The 21,331-nt window shown below is 54.6% G+C and carries 13 protein-coding genes, 9 tRNA genes and 3 rRNA genes; 9 read left to right on the top strand and 16 right to left on the bottom strand.

Translation table 11 applies throughout. The annotated features are described in order from the left end of the window. Positions 1–41: 41 nt before the first annotated feature. The 15 genes from KJS55_RS06560 to KJS55_RS06630 all read right to left on the bottom strand — a co-directional run bounded on the left by KJS55_RS06560 (position 42) and on the right by KJS55_RS06630 (position 10,443). Positions 42–1,427, bottom strand: coding sequence for a sn-glycerol-1-phosphate dehydrogenase (locus KJS55_RS06560; RefSeq protein WP_213542960.1), 1,386 nt, complete (start codon positions 1,425–1,427; stop codon positions 42–44). Positions 1,428–1,828: 401 nt separating this feature from the next. Next, the gene (locus KJS55_RS06565; RefSeq protein ID WP_187027811.1) at positions 1,829–2,914 is read right to left on the bottom strand and encodes a LacI family DNA-binding transcriptional regulator; all 1,086 of its coding nucleotides are present in this window, start codon (positions 2,912–2,914) and stop codon (positions 1,829–1,831) included. A 210-nt stretch (positions 2,915–3,124) separates the two neighbouring features. After that, a complete protein-coding gene (locus KJS55_RS06570; RefSeq protein ID WP_213542961.1) occupies positions 3,125–3,289 on the bottom strand; it encodes a hypothetical protein in 165 nt (54 codons plus the stop codon). A gap of 877 nt (positions 3,290–4,166) precedes the next feature. Then, positions 4,167–4,242 (bottom strand) — tRNA-Thr (locus KJS55_RS06575). 5 nt (positions 4,243–4,247) lie between these two features. Further along, a tRNA-Asp gene (locus KJS55_RS06580) sits at positions 4,248–4,324 on the bottom strand. Positions 4,325–4,381: 57 nt separating this feature from the next. Next, a tRNA-Trp gene (locus tag KJS55_RS06585) sits at positions 4,382–4,457 on the bottom strand. Between the two features lie 37 nt (positions 4,458–4,494). Further along, positions 4,495–4,571: transfer RNA gene (locus KJS55_RS06590), tRNA-Ile, on the bottom strand. Between the two features lie 49 nt (positions 4,572–4,620). Further along, a tRNA-Asn gene (locus KJS55_RS06595) sits at positions 4,621–4,696 on the bottom strand. A 36-nt stretch (positions 4,697–4,732) separates the two neighbouring features. Further along, a 5S ribosomal RNA gene (gene rrf, locus KJS55_RS06600) occupies positions 4,733–4,848 on the bottom strand. 183 nt (positions 4,849–5,031) lie between these two features. After that, a tRNA-Glu gene (locus KJS55_RS06605) sits at positions 5,032–5,106 on the bottom strand. A 1-nt stretch (position 5,107) separates the two neighbouring features. Next, positions 5,108–5,183 (bottom strand) — tRNA-Lys (locus tag KJS55_RS06610). Positions 5,184–5,331: 148 nt separating this feature from the next. After that, a 23S ribosomal RNA gene (locus tag KJS55_RS06615) occupies positions 5,332–8,181 on the bottom strand. Between the two features lie 447 nt (positions 8,182–8,628). Next, positions 8,629–8,705 (bottom strand) — tRNA-Ile (locus KJS55_RS06620). 3 nt (positions 8,706–8,708) lie between these two features. Then, positions 8,709–8,784, bottom strand: a tRNA-Ala gene (locus KJS55_RS06625). Positions 8,785–8,907: 123 nt separating this feature from the next. Then, positions 8,908–10,443: ribosomal RNA gene (locus KJS55_RS06630) — 16S ribosomal RNA — on the bottom strand. Together the 16S, 23S and 5S rRNA genes with 9 tRNA genes alongside form the textbook arrangement of a ribosomal RNA operon. Positions 10,444–10,958: 515 nt before the next feature. Here KJS55_RS06630 and KJS55_RS06635 point away from each other — a divergent pair. The 5 genes from KJS55_RS06635 (at position 10,959) to guaA (ending at position 17,408) form a co-directional block, all read left to right on the top strand. Then, on the top strand, positions 10,959–13,199 hold the full coding sequence (locus KJS55_RS06635; protein WP_228300477.1) for an AAA family ATPase: 2,241 nt from the start codon (positions 10,959–10,961) through the stop codon (positions 13,197–13,199). An 85-nt stretch (positions 13,200–13,284) separates the two neighbouring features. Beyond that, the gene (locus KJS55_RS06640) at positions 13,285–14,106 is read left to right on the top strand and encodes an Mrp/NBP35 family ATP-binding protein (RefSeq protein ID WP_187032794.1); all 822 of its coding nucleotides are present in this window, start codon (positions 13,285–13,287) and stop codon (positions 14,104–14,106) included. A 203-nt stretch (positions 14,107–14,309) separates the two neighbouring features. Then, complete coding sequence (locus KJS55_RS06645; protein WP_187032789.1) at positions 14,310–14,888, top strand: xanthine phosphoribosyltransferase; 579 nt, start codon at positions 14,310–14,312, stop codon at positions 14,886–14,888. A gap of 61 nt (positions 14,889–14,949) precedes the next feature. Then, the gene (locus tag KJS55_RS06650) at positions 14,950–15,606 is read left to right on the top strand and encodes a hypothetical protein (RefSeq protein WP_187032787.1); all 657 of its coding nucleotides are present in this window, start codon (positions 14,950–14,952) and stop codon (positions 15,604–15,606) included. 260 nt (positions 15,607–15,866) lie between these two features. Beyond that, positions 15,867–17,408, top strand: a complete 1,542-nt coding sequence (gene guaA, locus KJS55_RS06655) for a glutamine-hydrolyzing GMP synthase (RefSeq protein WP_187032785.1) — start codon at positions 15,867–15,869, stop codon at positions 17,406–17,408. Positions 17,409–17,552: 144 nt separating this feature from the next. On the opposite strand, the gene KJS55_RS06660 is transcribed toward guaA, so the two are convergent. Next, positions 17,553–18,068: a helix-turn-helix domain-containing protein gene (locus KJS55_RS06660; RefSeq protein ID WP_213542962.1), complete on the bottom strand. Its 516-nt coding sequence runs from the start codon at positions 18,066–18,068 to the stop codon at positions 17,553–17,555. A 190-nt stretch (positions 18,069–18,258) separates the two neighbouring features. Between KJS55_RS06660 and KJS55_RS06665 the strand changes: the two genes are divergently transcribed. From KJS55_RS06665 to KJS55_RS06680, 4 genes are read left to right on the top strand one after another with little or no spacing between them, the layout of a single operon-like run. Further along, positions 18,259–18,456 (top strand): helix-turn-helix domain-containing protein, encoded by a 198-nt coding sequence (locus KJS55_RS06665; RefSeq protein WP_213542963.1) that lies wholly within the window; start codon positions 18,259–18,261, stop codon positions 18,454–18,456. A 3-nt stretch (positions 18,457–18,459) separates the two neighbouring features. Then, on the top strand, positions 18,460–19,536 hold the full coding sequence (locus KJS55_RS06670) for a site-specific integrase (protein ID WP_213542964.1): 1,077 nt from the start codon (positions 18,460–18,462) through the stop codon (positions 19,534–19,536). Between the two features lie 3 nt (positions 19,537–19,539). Continuing rightward, positions 19,540–19,860: a plasmid mobilization protein gene (locus KJS55_RS06675; protein ID WP_213542965.1), complete on the top strand. Its 321-nt coding sequence runs from the start codon at positions 19,540–19,542 to the stop codon at positions 19,858–19,860. 3 nt (positions 19,861–19,863) lie between these two features. Continuing rightward, positions 19,864–21,015 (top strand): helicase RepA family protein, encoded by a 1,152-nt coding sequence (locus KJS55_RS06680; RefSeq protein ID WP_213542966.1) that lies wholly within the window; start codon positions 19,864–19,866, stop codon positions 21,013–21,015. Positions 21,016–21,331 lie beyond the last annotated feature (316 nt).

Genomic DNA, 21,331 nt, shown 5'->3' on the forward strand with positions numbered 1-21,331 from the left:
TCTCTTTTCTTATTTTGTAAGCCCGGTTTCAACGGACTTATTTACGGATGACAAAGGGGCTCCTTTGATGAATCTGCAAAGGGCAGTGTGTCGATCACGTGATCAGAAAGTGTGTCCAGCAGTCCGAGATCCCAAATCATTTGAAGAATCGTATACCGTGCGCGCACTTCCTTGCAATAGAGATAGGTTTTTTTCAGCAATGTCCGGTCAACACCAATCTGATCCGGAAGGCAGGGGGAATCCAATGAACACAGGATATGTGCAATCTGATCTGAGGAAGGCAGCCCTTCTAGCAGCGTAAGAATTTCTTCCCAATGCGCCTCTATGCGGTCGATTCGCGCGAGCCGGCCGGCAGTCTCGTTCTTTCCAGCTGCAGACTCCATGTCGATCACGCCCTGAGCAGCGGGGCCATAGGCTTCCCGGATCTTATTTTCCCAAGAAAATGGGTCATAGGCTATGGCACTGGCACGCGCCGCATCAAAATCTACCGGAGTTTTCCGCAGAGCCTCCACCAGCTTCAAAATCAGTACTGTGCCGACACCAACTTGTGTTCCATGGGGAACCGGTCTTTTTCCGGTCTGTTCGAATATCATTTCCCAGTAGTGAGACATATGGTGTTCGCAGCCAGAGGCTGGCCTGGAATTTCCGTAAAGGCTCATTGCTACACCAGCAAGCACAAGGCCCTCCATAATCTTCCCCATGGTTTCCGGGTCACGTGCTTTGACCTTTTCGGCATCGCCCAAAACCTTTGTAACGCAGTTTTCCACCAGTTCCACGATCCGCTCGCAATAATGCTCGCCGTTGATAAGACGAGCAAGCTTCCAGTCGCAGAGACATGTGAATTTTCCAAGAAGGTCTCCTAAGCCTGCGGCAATCATAGAATAGGGGGCGTTCTTGAGAATCTCCGTATCTCCGATAATTGCCGTTGGCGTCTGGGCATCAAACGTGGTCTTCAAATGGTTGGATTGAATCGCAGCAATGCTGGAAGCAAAGCCATCCATTGGGGCCGCTGTTGCCACAGTGTAGAAGGGACGGCCCATTCTATAACTGAAAAACCGGACCATATCGTTGATCGCTCCGGTTCCGACCGCAATGACCAAATCACAGTCCATCGGCATTTGGATCGTTAATTCTCCCAATGTTGCCTCATCAAAGCCTGTATGTGTCAATTGAATGAGATGGTTACGAATTCCTGCATCTTCCAGAATTTTTCTACAGGCTTTCCCGGCGATCTCATAGGTAATCGCATCGCTGACCAGATAGAGGCTCTCAAACCCCATGAGCTTCACCAAATTCGGCAGTTCATATAAGGCATCTTTTCCAATTCGAACGGCCCGCAAGGAAGCGAAGTGCTCTTTTCCGCATGGACAGATAAAGTGCTGATTCAAATATGTATTCAGCTCCATTGGCGTTTGGGGCAGTTCCATAAAATCGACCTCCGGTACAGACCTCGCCAACCTGCAATACAAACGAGTCCCATCATGGTTTGTATTGCTCGCTGCGGAGATGTTGTTGATGGTTTCATCATATCCGCTTATGAAATATAATGCAAAAGTAATCTTTTTTCCCTCTCGTGACCCTCTGCGTCGCTTGATTTAGTAAATAATTTAATAAATAGTTTTGTTTTTGGTAAAAAACAGAAGCCATTTACCTGCAAACCATGCCCCCTAGCCCTTCTTTGCTGTCTACTTTGCAGAGATTTCTTTGTCCTTTGGTTTAATATTTTACTAAATTATTTACTTGAGGTATTTTTTTCTATCTTTTACACAAAAGCTGTCAGAGAATCATATTCCCTGACAGCCACTTGTTCGACTGATGGCGCGGCCCCTTACTTATTTTCGCAAGGGCCGGTACTTTTTCGCACGATCAGCTTTGGAAAGTATTCCACCCGAGTGATTCCATCCGGACTATCTTCCAACTCTGAAAGATGATTTCCTGCTTCAATCTTCCGAACTAAAATATCGATGGCTTCCCGGCCGGTCTGCCTCGCATAGCTCTCCACCGAAGTCAGAGAGATCCCCTTATACTTGGACACGCTGGTATTGTCACAGCCACATACAGAATAGTCCGTAGGGATCTGTTTACCGGAATCTGTGATGGCATCCATGATTCCAATCGCGATCATATCATTGATGGCAACGAATGCTGTAACATTTTCATTGCGCTCGATCAGCTTCTTCGCCATATGGTAGCCCAACTCATAACCTTCCGGAACAGCCTTTGCATCAGATAGCTCCGATTCCGGCGAGCAGACTAAGATATTTTTAATCGAGTCCAATCCCTGTTCTTCATATACGGCCCGCAATCCCTCCAGCCGGCGAACCCGGGTCACCTGCTTTGTTTCAAACGTAGATGTGACAAATGCGATCCGCTGATGGCCCAGCTGCAGCAGATATTCGCCGATGATCCGCCCAATACGGAAACCATCCAGTTCTAAAATATCCGCATTGTTATGGACGCCTTTATCATAAATATGAACCACAGGTTTCACCCACTCCACCTGCTGCATCAGCATATTATTTTCCAACGGGTATAAGAAACAAACCCCCGCAAACGGGAACTGGTTGCAGACCTGCATGATTCGGGTTTCCTGCGGGATTTCACGAAAGGTATCAAAGGCCAGCAGCACGTAACCCAGCTCTTTGGCCCGGCGCTGCATGGCTTCCACCATATGAACATAGTAAAGGTTGGACAGTGTCGGCGTGATCGCCACCAGAACTTTGTCATCCGGCACAGAAGACCGGAGAAGGCCGTTTCGGACGTAGCCCAGCTCATTACAAGCGTCGATCACCCTGCGGCAGGTCTTCTCTGGAAACTTACTGCTTCCCTTTCCGCTTAAAATCATGGATACGGTAGCCGGAGATACTCCTGCTCTCTTTGCTACATCTTTGGCAGTAACCTTCGTCTTCTTCATAATAACCACCACCTTTTGAAGCATTATAGTGTAAGTTTTCTAAATTAGCAAGTTCACCAGCGCAAGATGTTCTTATTTAGAAAAATAAGCTTTTTCAATCTTGTCATCGGTGCCCCTAGGTCCTTGAATCTGGTGAAGATGCGTCTGTGATTTCCGCCACCGCCGCAGATCACTCGGGAACAATATTTCATTGCTGTCACAAAAAGAACATCACAAAATTTCCTGCAAATTATTTTGTGTTGCTGAATACAGTAAAACCGCGCGGGGCTTGTTCGTCTTCCGCTGGAACTCCTCTGCGGTCAATTTCTCCTGCACATATTCCTCCCGCTCCATCCGCACATTTTCGCTCCACTGGTCGTACTGCTCATAGTCCATCGGTATCGCTAGTCAAGCACTCGTGTGCGATTTCAGTTACTCTCTTTAAGAGGTCTCTTCAAAATCCAACCACCTATACTTAATAATTAAAATGGTTCTCTAATTTCCTGCAATTGATCCAAATGACGGCCCATACTGGAGTTGGAGCAGCACAAATTGGACAGCACCGGGCATGAATTTTTCTGCCCGGTGCTGTTTTTGCAAGTTTTATCCGTGTTTTGACGTTGCCGCTGCACAAAATTTCGAGGTCGTTTTTATATTACCTGATCAATAATATTCCCTGTAGTATCCGGTTGCGGCCCGCTTCATATCCGCTGTGGTAGCCCTCTACAAACACTTCTTCAAAATCTGCGCCGCAAAACAAAGTAAACAGTTTTTTCAAAATGCGGAGCCACAGAAATATATGAATTCTTTGATAACTCTAGCCAAACAGCGTGGCTATTTGACAGAAGTTGCAGTATGTTGTGTTGCTGACAGGAGGCGATGGATATGCCAGAGAAACGAGCTAACGGCGAGGGAAATACCCGCAGGCGCAGGGACGGCCGCTGAATAGGGCGATACACCGTCGGTACGATCTCAAGACCGGCAAGCGGGTCAATAAAAATGTGTTAGGTAAGACTCAGGTAGAGGTACGGGAAAAGCTAAAAACCGCTATGGCGGAAGTGTCAGGGGTTGGATGTCAGCAGGGAAGCGGATGAGCACACATTGGCCACTTGGTTGAAAATGTGGTACGAGCTCTATGCCAAGCCCAATATCCGCTTAAACCATTTCTACCCTTTCGGCGTGTGGGTCAAAATGTGGGGTAAGCATCTGACCCACACAAAAAATCAAAATTTGCAACAAAAAATCCTCAAAAACCGAAGTTTTCGAGGATTTTTGGAGCTGCTGGGCGGATTTGAACCGCCGACCTCATCCTTACCAAGGATGCGCTCTACCGACTGAGCTACAGCAGCATAAATGGCGACCCGGAACGGGCTCGAACCGTCGACCTCTAGCGTGACAGGCTAGCGTTCTAACCAACTGAACTACCGGGCCATTTATGGCTCGACTAAGATATTATATCATATACAACGGCTGTTGTAAAGATTTTTATGGCAGGGGCAGAAGGATTCGAACCCTCGGCACGCGGTTTTGGAGACCGCTGCTCTACCAGCTGAGCTATACCCCTAAATCGCATGAGGCAACCCTTCAGGCGATGACCATAATGGTGGGCCTTCGGGGACTCGAACCCGGGACCGACCGGTTATGAGCCGGCTGCTCTAACCAACTGAGCTAAAGGCCCGCGGTAACTTCTGATAGAAAATTGCCGCCACCTTAGTGGCGGCAATCCTTGGCTCCCCCAGTTGGACTCGAACCAACGACACCGCGGTTAACAGCCGCGTGCTCTACCGACTGAGCTATGGAGGAATATTGCAGGCCCCAGCTCTATTGAACCGAGACCTGTGTTGGCACTACCTATTTTTCCAGGCCGTCGCCAGCCAAGTATTGTCGGCAGAGACGAGCTTAACTACCGTGTTCGGAATGGGAACGGGTGGACCCTCGCCCTAATCAGCACCAACTTATGTCATCCGGTTAGCCCGGAAAACAAACTATATTATACACTGTTCGCACTCTTTTGTCAAGAGATTTCTATCCCCAAGCCGCAAACCAGTGCAACATTTGCGATTCGGAAAGGAAAAGCAGCGGAGGGAACCAGCTTTCGCGCTTGCGCGGAAGCCTGTGGTCCGCAGCTTGCTTTGACATGGTGACCCGTACCGGATTCGAACCGATGTTAACGGCGTGAGAGGCCGCTGTCTTAACCACTTGACCAACGGGCCATGGTGCACCTTCACGGACTCGAACCGGGGACCCACTGATTAAGAGTCAGTTGCTCTACCAACTGAGCTAAAGGTGCATACTTTCTTTCGAGAAAGAAAGTATGCAAAGAAAGCTTTCACAAGCTCTCCAGCTCCTCTCTTTCTGTCCGAGGTGTGCGCGTCTGCACCCTCAAAACTGAACAATGTGTCTTACTTATTCTTTCAGGCCGCCTGCTTCTTCTTTCGTAGGTCAAGCCCTCGGGCTATTAGTACCGGTCAGCTCCACACATTACTGCGCTTCCACCTCCGGCCTATCAACCAGGTAGTCTTCCTGGGCCCTTACCCTCTTTCGAGGTGAGAGATCTCATCTTAGGGGGAGTTTCACGCTTAGATGCTTTCAGCGTTTATCTCGTCCGTACTTAGCTACCCAGCTATGCCCTTGGCAGAACAACTGGTGCACCAGAGGTACGTCCATCCCGGTCCTCTCGTACTAAGGACAGCTCCCTTCAAATCTCTTACGCCCGCAACAGATAGGGACCGAACTGTCTCACGACGTTCTGAACCCAGCTCGCGTGCCACTTTAATCGGCGAACAGCCGAACCCTTGGGACCGAATTCAGCCCCAGGATGTGACGAGCCGACATCGAGGTGCCAAACCTCCCCGTCGCTGTGGACGCTTGGGGGAGATCAGCCTGTTATCCCCAGGGTAGCTTTTATCCGTTGAGCGATGGCATTTCCACTCACATACCACCGGATCACTAACTCCAACTTTCGTTACTGCTCGACCCGTCGGTCTCGCAGTTAGGCTGGCTTATACGTTTACACTCACTGCACGATTTCCGTCCGTGCTGAGCCAACCTTTGAGCGCCTCCGTTACCTTTTAGGAGGCGACCGCCCCAGTCAAACTGCCCGCCTAACAGTGTCCCCCGACCGGATTCACGGCCGCAGGTTAGAAATCCAGCAATCCAAGAGTGGTATCCCACCGGCGACTCCACCCGAGCTGACGCCCGGGCTTCTCTGTCTCCCACCTATCCTGTACATGAATTACCGAATTCCAGTATTAAGCTGCAGTAAAGCTCCATGGGGTCTTTCCGTCTAGTTGCGGGTAACTGGTATCTTCACCAGTACTACAATTTCGCCGGGCGGGCTGTTGAGACAGTGCCCAAATCATTACGCCTTTCGTGCGGGTCAGAACTTACCTGACAAGGAATTTCGCTACCTTAGGACCGTTATAGTTACGGCCGCCGTTTACCGGGGCTTCAATTCAATGCTTCGGCCTTGCGGCCTGACATCTCCTCTTAACCTTCCGGCACCGGGCAGGCGTCAGCCCATATACGTCATCTTTCGATTTAGCATAGACCTGTGTTTTTGGTAAACAGTTGCTTGGGCCTATTCTCTGCGGCCTCTTTCGAGGCTCCCCTTATTCCGAAGTTACGGGGTCAACTTGCCGAGTTCCTTAACAACCCTTCTCCCGTTGGCCTTAGGATTCTCTCCTCATCTACCTGTGTCGGTTTGCGGTACGGGCACCTTAGCATACCCCCAGAGCTTTTCTCGCCTCCAAGCATCGCCGACTTCGCTACTATATTTTCGCTCCCTTTCGCCCGGGGCAACCAACGCCCGGGTTCGGCTATCTCAAAGTGTCCCTCTGGCTTAAGTTTCGGTGGTTACGGAATTTCTACCGTATGTGCATCGCCTACGCCTTTCGGCCTGAGCTTAGCTCCCGACTTACCTTGGGCGGACGAACCTTCCCCAAGAAACCTTAGATTTTCGGCCATTATGATTCCCACATAATTCTCGCTACTCATTCCGGCATTCTCACTTCCATACAGTCCACCGCTGCTTCCGCTGCGACTTCGCCCCGTATGGAACGCTCCCCTACCACTGCTATTACTAGCAATCCTAAGCTTCGGTTGTATGCTTAGCCCCGTTATATTTTCCGCGCAGAGTCACTCGACCAGTGAGCTATTACGCACTCTTTTAATGAGTGGCTGCTTCTAAGCCAACATCCTGGTTGTTTTCGCAACTCCACATCGTTTTCCACTTAGCATACATTTGGGACCTTAGCTGTAGGTCTGGGCTGTTTCCCTTTTGACAATGAAACTTATCTCACACTGTCTGACTGCTATGCATCAATTAGCCGGCATTCTGAGTTTGATAGGCGTCGGTAACTTTATCAGCCCCTAAACCATTCAGTGCTTTACCTCCGGTAATCTAACATAACGCTAGCCCTAAAGCTATTTCGGGGAGAACCAGCTATCTCCGAGTTCGATTGGAATTTCACCGCTACCCACAAGTCATCCGCCACCATTGCAACGGGGGGTCGGTTCGGTCCTCCATGGGGTTTCACCCCCCACTTCAACCTGCTCATGGGTAGGTCACCCGGTTTCGGGTCTATGGCAACGAACTTCATGCGCCCTATTCAGACTCGCTCTCGCTTCGCCTCCGGTACTGAATACCTTAAGCTTGCTCGTTACTATAACTCGCCGGACCGTTCTACAAAAAGTACGCCATCAGCCATTAACGGCCTTTGACAGTTTGTAAGCACAAGGTTTCAGGTTCTCTTTCACTCCCCTCCCGGGGTCCTTTTCACCTTTCCCTCACGGTACTGCTCCTCTATCGGTCATCAGGTAGTATTTAGGCTTGGAGGGTGGTCCCCCCTGTTTCCCACCGGGTTTCACGTGTCCGGCGGTACTCTGGATCCGATCTCACGGCCTTCTCTTTCGCCTACGGGACTCTCACCCTCTGTGGTGGGCCTTCCCAGACCCTTCGGCTAGATAACTTCCGCTAAATGATCGTCCGCAACCCCGGGGAATAAATCCCCCGGTTTGGCCTCTTCCGCGTTCGCTCGCCACTACTTGCGGAATCTCGGTTGATGTCTTTTCCTCGCCCTACTTAGATGTTTCAGTTCAGGCGGTTCCCTTCCTACGCCTATTTGATTCAACGCAGGATGACGGCGTATTGCGCCGCCGGGTTGCCCCATTCGGATATCCCCGGATCAATGGATATTTGCTCCTCCCCGAGGCTTTTCGCAGCTTGTCACGTCCTTCTTCGGCTCCTGATGCCAAGGCATTCCCCTTGCGCTCTTTCCAGCTTGACCTGCTCGCCGCAAAGTCCGCTTACCTCCATCTCCACTTTGCTTTGGGAATGGGAGTCGCGGCCTCTGCCCGAGTTGTCAGAGAAATCTTGGTTCTCGTTTAAAGAATTATGCAGGCTTCACAGATTCTTGAAATTGTAATTGTACCCTCATCTTTTCAGATGTTGTTCCACAATTAAATTCACGTGCCATACTTCCGTATGGCGCCTCTCTGTTGCCTTACTTCACTTTCATTCACATTGTTCAGTTTTCAAGGTGCAGATCGTCGAAAGAAACTTCACTTCACTTGCTTTCCCTCTCGGCAAAGCTCGCGCCACTTTGTTCTTTCTCCTTTTCCCATTTCAAACACACTGTCGCTTTGAAACAGAAATCCTCTAACTGCTTTTGCAGTCAGATTTGAAGATCCAACCTCGCAGTTGGGTCTTCAAATCCAAAAGCAAATCTCTTGCTTGGTGGGCCTGAGTGGGCTCGAACCACCGACCTTACGATTATCAGTCGTACGCTCTAGCCAGCTGAGCTACAGGCCCGTCTGGTGGAGATTAGCGGGTTCGAACCGCTGACCTCCTGCTTGCAAGGCAGGCGCTCTCCCAGCTGAGCTAAACCCCCATTCTCCGGGCTCCCCTCCGCCTTTCGGACGTATGCCCTCTAAATTAAACAACGTAACTCTTAAAAACCAAACGCTGACCAGGATGTTTCAAGCACTTCTTTCAGTACTTGAGGTCTCCTTAGAAAGGAGGTGATCCAGCCGCACCTTCCGATACGGCTACCTTGTTACGACTTCACCCCCAATTATCGAACCCACCTTCGGCCGCGCCCCCCCTTGCGGTTAGGCTACGGACTTCGGGTGTTCCCGACTCTCATGGTGTGACGGGCGGTGTGTACAAGGCCCGGGAACGTATTCACCGCGGCATGCTGATCCGCGATTACTAGCGATTCCGACTTCACGCAGGCGGGTTGCAGCCTGCGATCCGAACTGGGACGGCTTTTTGGGGGGTTCGCTCCTCCTCGCGGATTTGCATCCCTCTGTTAACCGCCATTGTATTACGTGTGTAGCCCAGGACATAAGGGGGCATGATGATTTGACGTCGTCCCCACCTTCCTCCGTTTTGTCAACGGCAGTCTCGCTAGAGTGCTCTTGCGTAGCAACTAACAATAGGGGTTGCGCTCGTTGCGGGACTTAACCCAACATCTCACGACACGAGCTGACGACAACCATGCACCACCTGTCTCTACTTTCCCCGAAGGGCACCTAATGTATCTCTACTTCGTTAGTAGGATGTCAAGCCCTGGTAAGGTTCTTCGCGTTGCTTCGAATTAAACCACATAATCCACCGCTTGTGCGGGCCCCCGTCAATTCCTTTGAGTTTCAACCTTGCGATCGTACTCCCCAGGTGCAATACTTATTGTGTTAACTGCGGCACGCAGGGGGTCAGTCCCCGCACACCTAGTATTGATCGTTTACAGCGTGGACTACCAGGGTATCTAATCCTGTTTGCTCCCCACGCTTTCGCGCCTCACCGTCAGTTGCCGTCCAGTCATCCGCCTTCGCCACTGGTGTTCTTCCTTATATCTACGCATTTCACCGCTACACAAGGAATTCCGATGACCTCTCCGGTACTCAAGACCAGCAGTTTCAAACGCAGTTCCAGGGTTGAGCCCTGGGATTTCACGCCTGACTTGCCAGCCCGGCTGCACGCCCTTTACACCCAGTAAATCCGGACAACGCTTGCCACCTACGTATTACCGCGGCTGCTGGCACGTAGTTAGCCGTGGCTTATTCGTCAGGTACCCTCTTCTACTGTTCCCTGACAAAAGAAGTTTACAACCCGAAAGCCTTCTTCCTTCACGCGGCGTTGCTGGGTCAGACTTGCGTCCATTGCCCAATATTCCCCCACTGCTGCCTCCCGTAGGAGTCTGGGCCGTATCTCAGTCCCAATGTGGCCGGTCAACCTCTCAGTCCGGCTACCCATCGTCGCCTAGGTGGGCCGTTACCCCGCCTACTAGCTAATGGGACGCGAGGCCATCTTTCAGCGATAAATCTTTGACATCAATGGGATGCCCCATTCATGTGTCATGCGGTATTAGCAGTCGTTTCCAACTGTTGTCCCCCTCTGAAAGGCAGGTTCCTCACGCGTTACTCACCAGTCCGCCACTAAGCATTCCCTTCCTTTGGCCGAAACCTCATTCAGGGGTGCTCCGTTCGACTTGCATGTGTTAAGCACGCCGCCAGCGTTCGTCCTGAGCCAGGATCAAACTCTCTATAAAATCGTATCAACACAAGCCTTCCGGCTTGAGCTAATCTTTCATAGAGCTATTTCCATAGCTTCATTCTTTTGCTCCGTCCCTTCGGTAATTGACTCAACCCGAAGCCCGGAGCTCTTCGTCGGTTCTTTCGAACCGTCCGTCTGGTGCTTTTCGTTCGTTACGTTGTTTAATTTACAAGGTACACGCCGCTTTATCGGCGGAAGTCCATTATAGCAGATCAGCTTTCATTTGTCAACCACTTTTTTTGGCTTTTTTTCGCCGCTCTGTGGTGCATCCCGCTGTGCTGCCGGACAGCTTTGTTAGATTACCAAATCTTCTCCCCTTTGTCAATACCTTTTTCCAATCTTTTTTTGGTTTTTTTAATTTTAGCCATCTCTTCTGCTTATTATAGGGCTTTCAAGCTCTTGTCCAAGGGCAGCCTTCGGTGTTATAATGTTGCGTGAAAGCTTTTTTATACATAGCATCTTTAGATATCTATCAGATTTGAGGAGGCGATCTTTCTGCTGATCCAGCGAATGAGCGCGGTTTTTGGCCGATTACAGGACGAGACTCTGGACCTGGGAAATGGTCTGAACATTTTACAGGCGCCCAACGAAACGGGTAAATCCACCTGGTGCGCCTTTTTGCTGTCCATGCTCTATGGCATTAACAGCCGTGAGCGTGAGCGGGCCGGCTACATTCCCGATAAAATCCGTTATGCCCCCTGGTCCGGTGCCGCCATGAGCGGGCGGCTGGAGTGCCGCGTGGAGGGCCGGGAGCTGACCATTACCCGCTCCACCCGACGGCAGGCCGCCCCTTTTGGCGAGTTTCAGGCCGTTTACACAGGAACCGGGGACGCCGTCTCGGAGCTGACCGCACAGTTCTGCGGCGAAGCTCTGCTGGGTGTCAGCCGGGAGGTTTTTGAGCGCAGCGCCTTTATTCGTCAAGCCGGATTGCCCATCAGCCAGGATGCCGGGTTAGAGCGGCGCATTGCGTCCCTGATTACCTCCGGGGAGGAGGAGACCTCCTATTCCGAGGCCGCCGAGCTTTTGAAGAAGCAGCTCAACCGCCGCCGCCACAATAAAACCGGCCAGCTGCCCGCTCTGGAGGCAAAGCTCCAGGAAACAGAACGGCAGACAGCGGAGGTCCTGCAGATGGCAGAGGAGTTCACCCGTGCCCAAGCTCAGACCGAGGCCCTCTCTGCTCAGGTCTCCGCCCTGGAGTCAGAGCTTGGAGAGCACGATCGCTGGGAGGCCGCCCGCCAGCAGCAGGCCCTTCATGAGGCCGCATCCGAGGCGCTTGCCGCACAGCAACGCGCAGAGGCGCTGCGCCAGGGCATTGCGCAGGCGCATATTCCCGAAAACGACACCATTGGACGGCTCCGGGGGGCGATTGTCAACCTGGACACCACCCGCAAGGCTGTGGAAAAGGCCCGGGCAGAGCGGGACGAGGCCCTGAAGGCCCTGCTGCGGGCGGAAGCCGCAGTGAACGAGAGTCCCTTTGCCGGCGAGAGCGCCGAAAGCGCCCGGCGCTCTGGGCAGCCCGCTTCCCCCAGCCGGATTCCAGGCGCTATAGCCCTGCGGGAGCTGGCGATCTTCTGTTTGTTTACAGCCATAGCGGCCGGAGCCGCATATTTGCTGTTCTCTCAAGGCTTCTCCCTCTCTGCGCCTCTCTCCCAAATTCTTCCCTGGCTTGTATTCGCAGGAGTCACAGCCGTAGGCGGCGTGCTCTCCCGGCTCTACCGCAGCCGCGCACTGAGCAGCCTGCGAGACACGGCTCTGCATAAACGCTTTGGCACTACAAATCCTAATGAGATCTCCGCCCTGGCTGACGCCTATATCCAAGCGCTGAATACCCGAGACACCGCCCAGGGGGAGGCTGACCGCCGCTCCGCAGCCGCCGACACCCTCTATAATAGCCTCACCGCCAATGAGCAGGCGCTTTTATTGGAGGTCCGCCGTTTTGCCCCCTCTGCCTTTGACCTCTCCGCCGCAGACCAGCTGCTGCGCACCTGCGCCGTCCGGCGCCGGGAACTTCAAGAGGCTGAGTCCGAAGCCGCCAGCGCCAAACTGCGCTATGATCTGTTGTCCCAGCAAACCCCGGAGCTTCCTGACGGGGAGCTTTCGCAGCCAGCCAGGAGCCGCCGTGCGGCAGAGGATGAGCTGACCCAGGTCCGCGCTCTTCTGGCCTCTGCCCGTTCTGCTGCGGACCAGCTCTCCGGCCGGCTCGGCGCGGCGGGGGACCCGGTGGTGTTGGAATCTTCCGCGGCCCTTCTGCGCCGTGAAATTCAGGAATTGGAGAGCGAGTACGGCGCCCTGAAGCTCGCCCAGGAGACACTGGAGCGTGCCAATACCGCCCTGCAAGGCCGCTTCTCTCCGGCCCTTGGAAAGCGGGCCTCGGAGATTTTCAGCAAGCTCACTGGCGGCCGCTACAGCGGCGTGGTACTGGACCGGCTGTTCCGCCTCTCCGCCGAGCCCGCCGGGGACCCTCTGTACCGGGACGCGGCGCTGCTCTCTGCGGGTACGGCGGATCAGCTGTATCTTGCAACGCGGCTGGCCATCTGTGACCTGGTGCTGCCGGCGGACCGGGCGGTCCCCATCGTCCTGGATGACGCGCTGGCCAATTTTGACGACGAGCGCTGCGCGGCTGCCCTGCGCTGGCTCCGGCAGGAAGCTGAGCGCCGCCAGATTCTTCTCTTCACCTGCCACAGCCGGGAGGCGGAATTTTTTGCAGGCGACGCTGGGGTCCGTATTCAGCGGTTGACGGGGCCGGTCTGACGCGATAAGATAGAGTCAGATCGTTTGACCCAAGAGAAAACGGTGTCAGAATACCCGCATCTACGGAAAAAGGAGATAGACTATGATGAGCGAATGCACCCATGAGTGCTCCACCTGCGGCGAGAGCTGCAGCCAGCGGCAGGAGCCCCAGTCCCTGCTGAAGGAGCTGAATCCGGCAGCCCGAGTGGGCAAGGTTTACGGCGTGGTGTCCGGCAAGGGCGGCGTTGGAAAGTCCATGACCACCTGCCAGCTGGCAGTAACCATGCGGCGCCGGGGCTATCAGGTAGGCGTGCTGGATGCCGACGTCACCGGCCCCTCCATTCCCAAGGCCTTTGGCCTCCACCAGCAGGCCACCGGCAGTGAAGCCGGGATGAATCCCGTCCTTACCCGCACCGGCATCCAGGTCATGTCCACGAACCTGCTGCTGGCGAATGAGACTGACCCGGTGATCTGGCGCGGGCCTGTGATCTCCGGCGTGGTCCAGCAGTTCTGGACGGATGTTCTCTGGAACTGCGACTACCTGTTTGTGGATATGCCTCCGGGTACTGGCGACGTGTCCCTCAGCGTGTTTCAGTCCATTCCCCTGGACGGCATCCTGATTGTGGCCTCGCCCCAGGAGCTGGTGAGCATGGTGGTGGAAAAGGCTGTGAAGATGGCGGAGATGATGGAGGTTCCCATCCTCGGTGTGGTGGAGAACATGAGCTATGTGGCCTGTCCGGACTGCGGCCAGCACATTCATCTCTTCGGCCAGGGCAAGACCCGCGAGGCCGCCGAGCGCCACAGCCTGCCCCTGCTGGCGGAAATGCCCATCGACCCGGCCCTGGCCGCGCTGGTGGACGCTGGCGACATCGAGTCCTTTGAGGGCTCCTGGCTGGATGGCGCCGCCGACAGGCTGGAGGGAAAATAAGCAACGGAGGTTCGCCGTGTTGTGCGCCGCACGACACGGCGATCTTCTTTTGTCCATTTCGTCGGAGACTCCCTATGCCCTGGCCGGCGGAAAACTTTCCTTTTTGTGCGGAAAAACAGTTGCAAAACTTCTGTAGATTCGAGATAATAGAGTTATCGACACAAACATACTTGAAACGACAAAAAAGACAGGGGGAGTTTCCCATGCAGGAGCTGCGGGAGCGCATTGTAAAAGAGGGCAAGGTTCTGCCCGGCAACATTATTAAGGTGGATGGTTTTTTGAACCACCGCATTGATACGGAACTCATGGAACATATTGCCGTGGAGTTTGGCAAACACTTCAATATGGATGAGGTGACTGTGGTTCTCACCGCGGAGGCCTCCGGCATCGCACTGGCCGCCGTAGTGGCCCACCATTTCCACAAGCCCATGATCTTTGCCAAGAAGGCCAAGAGCGACAATATTGAGGGCGGCCTCTACCAGAGCGATATTTTCTCCTACACTTATAAAAAGAAGGTTACGCTTCTGGTCAGCAAGGAGTGGCTCTGTGCCGATGACAAGGTCCTGATCGTGGACGACTTCATGGCCAATGGAGAGGCCATGCGGGGCCTGTGCGATATCGTGAGCACCGCCGGGGCCACGCTGGTGGGCATCGGCTGCGCCGTGGAAAAGGGCTTCCAGGGCGGCGGCGACCGGCTGCGCGCCGCTGGCGTCAACTTGAAATCCCTGGCTATCATTGAGTCCGCCGAGCCGGGCAACATTGTGTTCCGGGACGAGGACTGAACGCAACGGACGGTCTCCTTTTTCGTCTTTATAGATGAAACCAAGATCAGGAGGCACCCTTATGAAACGAACCATTCTCTATCTCATGCTGGCCGCCCTGGCACTGCTTGCCGGCTGTACCCAGGATGAGGAACTCAGCGCCAAGCCTGTCATCTATCTCTACCCGGAGTCAGATGCCAAACCAGTGGACTACCTCTACCCCGAAGCCGAGATGGAGGTCACAGTCTCCCTGGACTACGACGGAGAACTGACCTGTGTCTATCCCGCCATGGAGAACGGAGCCTGGAGTGTCACCGCCAGCCCTGATGGAACCCTGACGGACGCTTCAGGCCAGACCTACAACTACCTCTATTGGGAGGGCGTCTCAGCGACAGCATATGATTTCTCCCAGGGCTTCTGCGTCCCCGGTGGCGACACCGCCGCATTCCTGGAGGACGCTCTGTCTCAGCTGGGCCTGAACCGTCGGGAGGCCAATGAGTTTATCGTTTACTGGCTGCCCCGCATGGAGGCGAATCCCTATAATCTGATCGCCTTTCAGTTCGACACTTACACGGACCATGCCCGGCTCACCATCACGCCGGAGCCGGACGCTACTCTGCGGGTCTTCATGGCCTGGAGGCCGTTGAGCACTCCTGTGGAGCTTCCTGCCCAGGAACTCCCCGCCTTTGAACGCACAGGCTTTACCGTGGTGGAATGGGGCGGCGCGGAGATCTCCTGACCCAGAAAAACAAAAAGCCCACACCCTGGGGTGTGGCTTCCGTCAGGTATGGGTTTTTCGTTACCGCTCGCTGGGAACCTGGGTCTTGTTCTCATAGATCAGGTCTTCCAAATCCGCAGGCTCTGTGCCGTGTGCTTCCAACCACATTACTATCATCCCCCCTTCTTCTGAATTCAGGTGCATTGTAATCCTTTTTCTCAGAGAAAACAAGGGGAAATTTGTAAAAGAATCGTAAAATCCACAGCAAAGAAGGAGTCGCTATGTCCCATCAAACTGTGATCGTCCTGGATTTCGGCGGTCAGTACAACCAGCTCATCGCCCGCCGGGTGCGGGAGTGCCGTGTTTACTGCGAGGTCAAGCCCTATACCACGCCCCTCCGGGAGCTGCGGGCAATGAACCCCATCGGCATTATCTTCACCGGCGGTCCTAACTCCGTCTATCTGGATACTTCCCCCCACGTAGATCCGGAGATCTTCACTTGGGGCGTACCCATCCTTGGCATCTGCTATGGCTGCCAGCTGATGGCCCACGCTCTGGGCGGCCAGGTCACGGAGGCCCAGGATGACTCCGCCCGGGAGTACGGAAAGACCGTCACCTATTACGATACCTCCTGTAAGCTCTTCCAAGGACTTCCGGAGGAGGGCGTGTCCTGGATGAGCCATGGGGACTATATGGCCCGAGTACCGGAGGGCTTTTCCCTGGTGGCCCGCTCCGACGCCTGCCCCAATGTGGCGATTGCAGATGAGGTCCGTGGCTTCTATGGCGTTCAATACCACCCGGAGGTCAATCACACGGAGCACGGCACCGACATGATCCGCAACTTCCTCTATCACGTCTGCGGCGCTGAAGGCGACTGGACCATGGAGGACTACAAGCGGACGGCCGTGGAGGCCATCCGCGCCCAGGTAGGCAACGGCCGGGTGCTGCTGGCACTGAGCGGCGGCGTGGACTCCTCCGTGGTGGCGGCGCTGCTGGCGGAGGCCGTGGGGCGGCAGCTCACCTGCGTGTTTGTGGACCACGGTCTGATGCGACTTAACGAGGGCGACGAGGTGGAGTCCGCCTTTTCCAGATGGGATGTGAACTTCGTCCGGGTGGACGCCGAGAGCCGCTTCCTCCTGAAGCTGGCGGGCGAGGCCGAGCCGGAGCGCAAGCGGAAGATCATCGGCGAGGAGTTCATCCGCGTCTTTGAGGAAGAGGCCCGAAAGGTGGGCTCTGTGGAGTTTCTCGCCCAGGGCACCATCTATCCCGACGTGATTGAGTCCGGCGCGGGTGACGCCGCAGTTATCAAAAGCCACCACAACGTGGGAGGCCTGCCGGATTATGTAGACTTCAAAGAGATCCTTGAGCCTCTGCGTCTGCTCTTCAAGGATGAGGTGCGGCAGCTGGGCCGGGAACTGGGGCTGCCGGAGTATCTGGTCTCCCGCCAGCCCTTCCCGGGGCCGGGTCTAGCCATCCGCATCATCGGGGATATCACCAAGGAAAAGGCGGACACCCTGCGGGAAGCGGACTTCATCTTCCGGGAGGAAATCGCCAAGGCTGGTGAGGATCAGAACCTGAACCAGTATTTTGCCGTCTTGACCAACACCCGCAGCGTCGGCGTCATGGGCGATGGCCGAACTTATGACTACACCTTGGCTCTGCGGGCCGTCACAACCAGCGACTTCATGACCGCCGACTGGGCCAGGATTCCCTACGAGGTGCTGGATAAAATCTCCACCCGGATTGTCAACGAAGTTCGGGGCATTAATCGAATCGTGTACGATATCACCTCTAAACCGCCTGCCACCATCGAGTGGGAATGAAGCCTGAAAGGCCGCAAAGCCTTGAAAACGCTGGGGTTTTCACCACCCACCGCCCTCCGTGGCAACGATTTGGCAACAATCTTTCATTATCGTGAGAACAAGGCGCTGTCTGATTTCAAAAATCAGACAGCGCCTTGTTTTTCTTTATTCCCCGGAGCGGCCCTTTTCTTTCTTGCGTTCCCGCAATTCATCCAGCGCCGCCCTGGTGCGCTCCGCCTCCACCCTGGGGTATGTATAGCGCCAGTGGTCGTACTCCTCTCTGGTGATTTCCCCGGCCTCCAGTTTGGCGGCCTCCTTCCTCCAGGCGTTCCACATATTAAACATACTGTGAAACTTGTTCCAGTCCGACTTGTCCAGCCGCAAGCAGATTTCCCCGTCTATCTCCCCGATACGAAGTCCCCGCCTGTCCTCCAAAGCAAACAGCGTGTGCATAAGGCCGTAGTCGGTATCAATGTCCGGGACGGTCAACGCCTGGGGCGATACATCCAGCACATAGGCCAGGGCCTCCACCAAATCCGCCTTTGGCGTTCGGGTGCCCGCCTCATACTGCGCCATGCGTATGTCGGCGGTGCGCTCCGGGAAGCCCACCCTCATGCCCAGGTACTTCTGCGTCATGCCCCGCAAGTTGCGGAAATAACGAATACGCTCACCAATCGCCATAAAAAGTCAACTCCTGTCTGCGGGTTTTGTCGAAAATAGTATAACATATCCGTTTAAGAACAGTCAAGATAAATATAAACAAAAAAGTTAAATTTTATTCTGCAATCCTATTGACTAAAACATAATCGTTTAGTATAATGAGAGAGCGATATAAACAAATACGCTTAACACGGTGAAAGGGGGTGAAACAATGAGCAACACATTTCTGCGTGTAGAGGAGGTGGCGGAGGAGATGGGCGTTTCCAAGTCCTACGCCTACAAAATCGTCCAGAAACTCAATAAGGAACTGAAAAGCATGGGTTATATCACGGTTTCCGGGCGGGTCAACAAGCAGTATTTCATGGAAAAGGTCTGCTACGGCGGACGGGACAAAGAGAAAGGGGAATGAAAAATGTCTGTTTACAAAGAGCCAAAAACCAATACCTGGCGTGTGATCTACCGCTACACCGACTGGAAAGGGGAGCGCAAGCAGAGCCAGAAGCGGGGCTTTCCCACCAAGCGGGAGGCGCTGGAGTGGGAGCGGACATTCCTGCAACAGCAGACCGCCGACCTGGATATGACCTTCGAGAGTTTTATAGTCCTCTACACGGCGGACATGAAAGGCCGTATCAAGGAGAACACCTGGGGTATGAAAGAGCATATCATTCGGACAAAACTTCTTCCTTACTTCGGCAAGCGGAAGATGTGCGACATTCACTCCAAAGAGGTCATGGCGTGGCAGAATGAAATGCTCAACCACCGGGATGAAAAGGGCAAGCCCTATTCCCCGGTGTACCTGAAAACGCTCCATAATCAGTTGAGCGCCGTGTTCAATCATGCAGTGCGGCACTACAATCTGAAAATCAATCCAGCCGCCCAAGTGGGCAACATGGGCAAGGCCAAGGGCCGGGAAATGCTGTTCTGGACAAAGGCGGAGTACCTGAAATTTGCGGAGGCCATGATGGACAAGCCACTGTCCTACTACGCCTTTGAAATGCTCTACTGGTGTGGCGTGCGGGAGGGGGAACTGCTGGCCCTCACCCCTGCCGACTTCGACTTTGAGAAACAGACCGTCACCATCTCCAAGTCCTATCAGCGTATCAAAGGCCGGGATGTTATCACTGACCCCAAGACGCCTAAGAGCAACCGGGTCATTCAAATGCCCTCTTTCCTCTGTGACGAGATGGCGGACTACATTAAGAGCCTGTACGCCGTGGAGCCAACAGACCGCATTTTCACGGTGACGAAATCCTACCTCCACCGGGAGATGGACAGGGGAGCGAAAGAGGCCGGGGTCAAGCGGATCAGAATACACGACCTGCGGCACAGTCACATTTCCCTGCTGATTGACATGGGCTTTACGGCCCTCGCAATCGCTGACCGGGTGGGGCATGAGAGCATTGATATTACCTACCGTTACGCCCACCTGTTCCCCACCCGGCAGACGGAGATGGCGGACAGGCTGGACATGGAGAGAAAGGGGGCCTAAATCATGTCAGCGAAAAATCTTGACCGACACAACCGATGGAGAAACAAGACGGTGGCGTTCCGGGTGTCCCCGGAGGAGGACGAGCAGATAGAAACCGCTGTGCGCCTCTCCGGGCTGACGAAACAGGACTACATCACCCGGCGGCTGATGTGCCGGGAAGTGGTGGTGCAGGGCAACCCACGGGTCTACAAGGCCCTGCGGAACGAGTTTGCCGCTGTGCTGGCGGAACTGCAACGGATAGAGGCAGGGGGCGGCGTGGACGATGAATTGCTGGACACTATCCGGCTGATTGCCGCCATTATGGACGGTATGAAGGAGGATTGATAGATGGATAGATCAAAAGAGAAAACGACTGCCCCATATCCGCCTGTTGGCCCAGACGGGGGACAGCCGCTTTCCAAAATAACCATCCAAAGTATAACAGACGAACAGGCGGAACACAAGCCCCCGGAGGAAAATTTGACGAAAAACGAGGGGCAGATAGGCCGGGTCAGCGACCCGGCCTATCTGCCCACCCTCTCCATGAATGAACTCTATGAAAAGGTGTTCCCCGGCAAGCCCCCCGTGGTGGAGGGCTTGCTCTATCCGGGGGTGTATCTCTTTGTAGGCGCTCCGAAAGTGGGCAAGTCCTTTCTCATGGCCCAACTCGGCTATCATGTGAGCCGGGGCCTCCCCTTATGGGGGTATGCCGTCCACCGGGGGACCGTCCTCTATCTGGCTTTGGAGGATGATTACCCCCGCTTGCAGGGACGGTTATACCGGATGTTCGGGGTGGACGGCACCGAAAATCTGCGTTTCTCCATCAACGCCCAAACGCTGGGCGGCGGTCTGGAAAAGCAGTTGGAGGAATTTGTCCGGGAACGCCCGGACACCCGGCTTATCATCATCGACACCCTGCAAAAAATCCGGGAGGCCGGGGACGAAAGATATAGTTACGCCAGCGACTATGATGTGATAGCCAAACTGAAACGGTTTGCCGACGCAAGCGGGGTCTGCCTCCTGCTGGTACACCATACCCGAAAACAGCAGGCCGATGACAGGTTTGACAAAATCTCCGGCACCAATGGCCTGATGGGGGCGGCGGACGGGGCTTTTCTGCTCCAAAAGGAGCGGCGGACAGACAGCGCCGCCACGCTGGATATTTCCGGGCGTGACCTGCAAGACCAAAGGCTATATCTGAAAAAGGACGAGGAGCGGCTTGTGTGGGAGTTGGAGCGGCGGGAAACAGAACTGCACAGGGAGCCGCCCGACGAGGTTTTAGAGGCCGTGGCCGCTCTTGTGACGGCAGAGCGGCCCGAATGGAACGGGACGGCCACCGACCTTGCCGCCGTTCTGGGGCTGGATATTCAGCCCAATGCGCTGGCAAAGCGGCTGAATGTCCGGGCTGGGAAGTTGCTCCTTGACTTCCATATCGGCTATACAAACACCCATATCCGCACCGGGAGCCGTATCAGGCTGGCATGGGTAGAGGAAGTGTGACGATGGTGACGGTTGTGACGATGAAATAGAGAGCGGGGCGGTGTCTGAAACATCGTCACCATCGTCACAACCGTCACGGGGAGCGGGGGCGAAAGTCAAGGGGGCATACCTGCGGGTGGAGATTGCCGCAAGGCAATACAACCCGTACCCCTTGACTTTCGGCCCACGGACAACACTCACCGGGCGGGGGAAAAGGCCGCTGGCCTTTCCCCCCCTGCCCAACGGCGAGTGACAAAGTTTAGGCGGGGTGCAGGGCGCCCTTTTCAAAGGGCGGCCCTGCTGGGGGAGCCGTCCGCAGACGGCGGGGGCAAAGCCC

It is taken from the genome of Pusillibacter faecalis (assembly GCF_018408705.1).
Lineage (GTDB): Bacteria > Bacillota > Clostridia > Oscillospirales > Oscillospiraceae > Oscillibacter > Oscillibacter faecalis.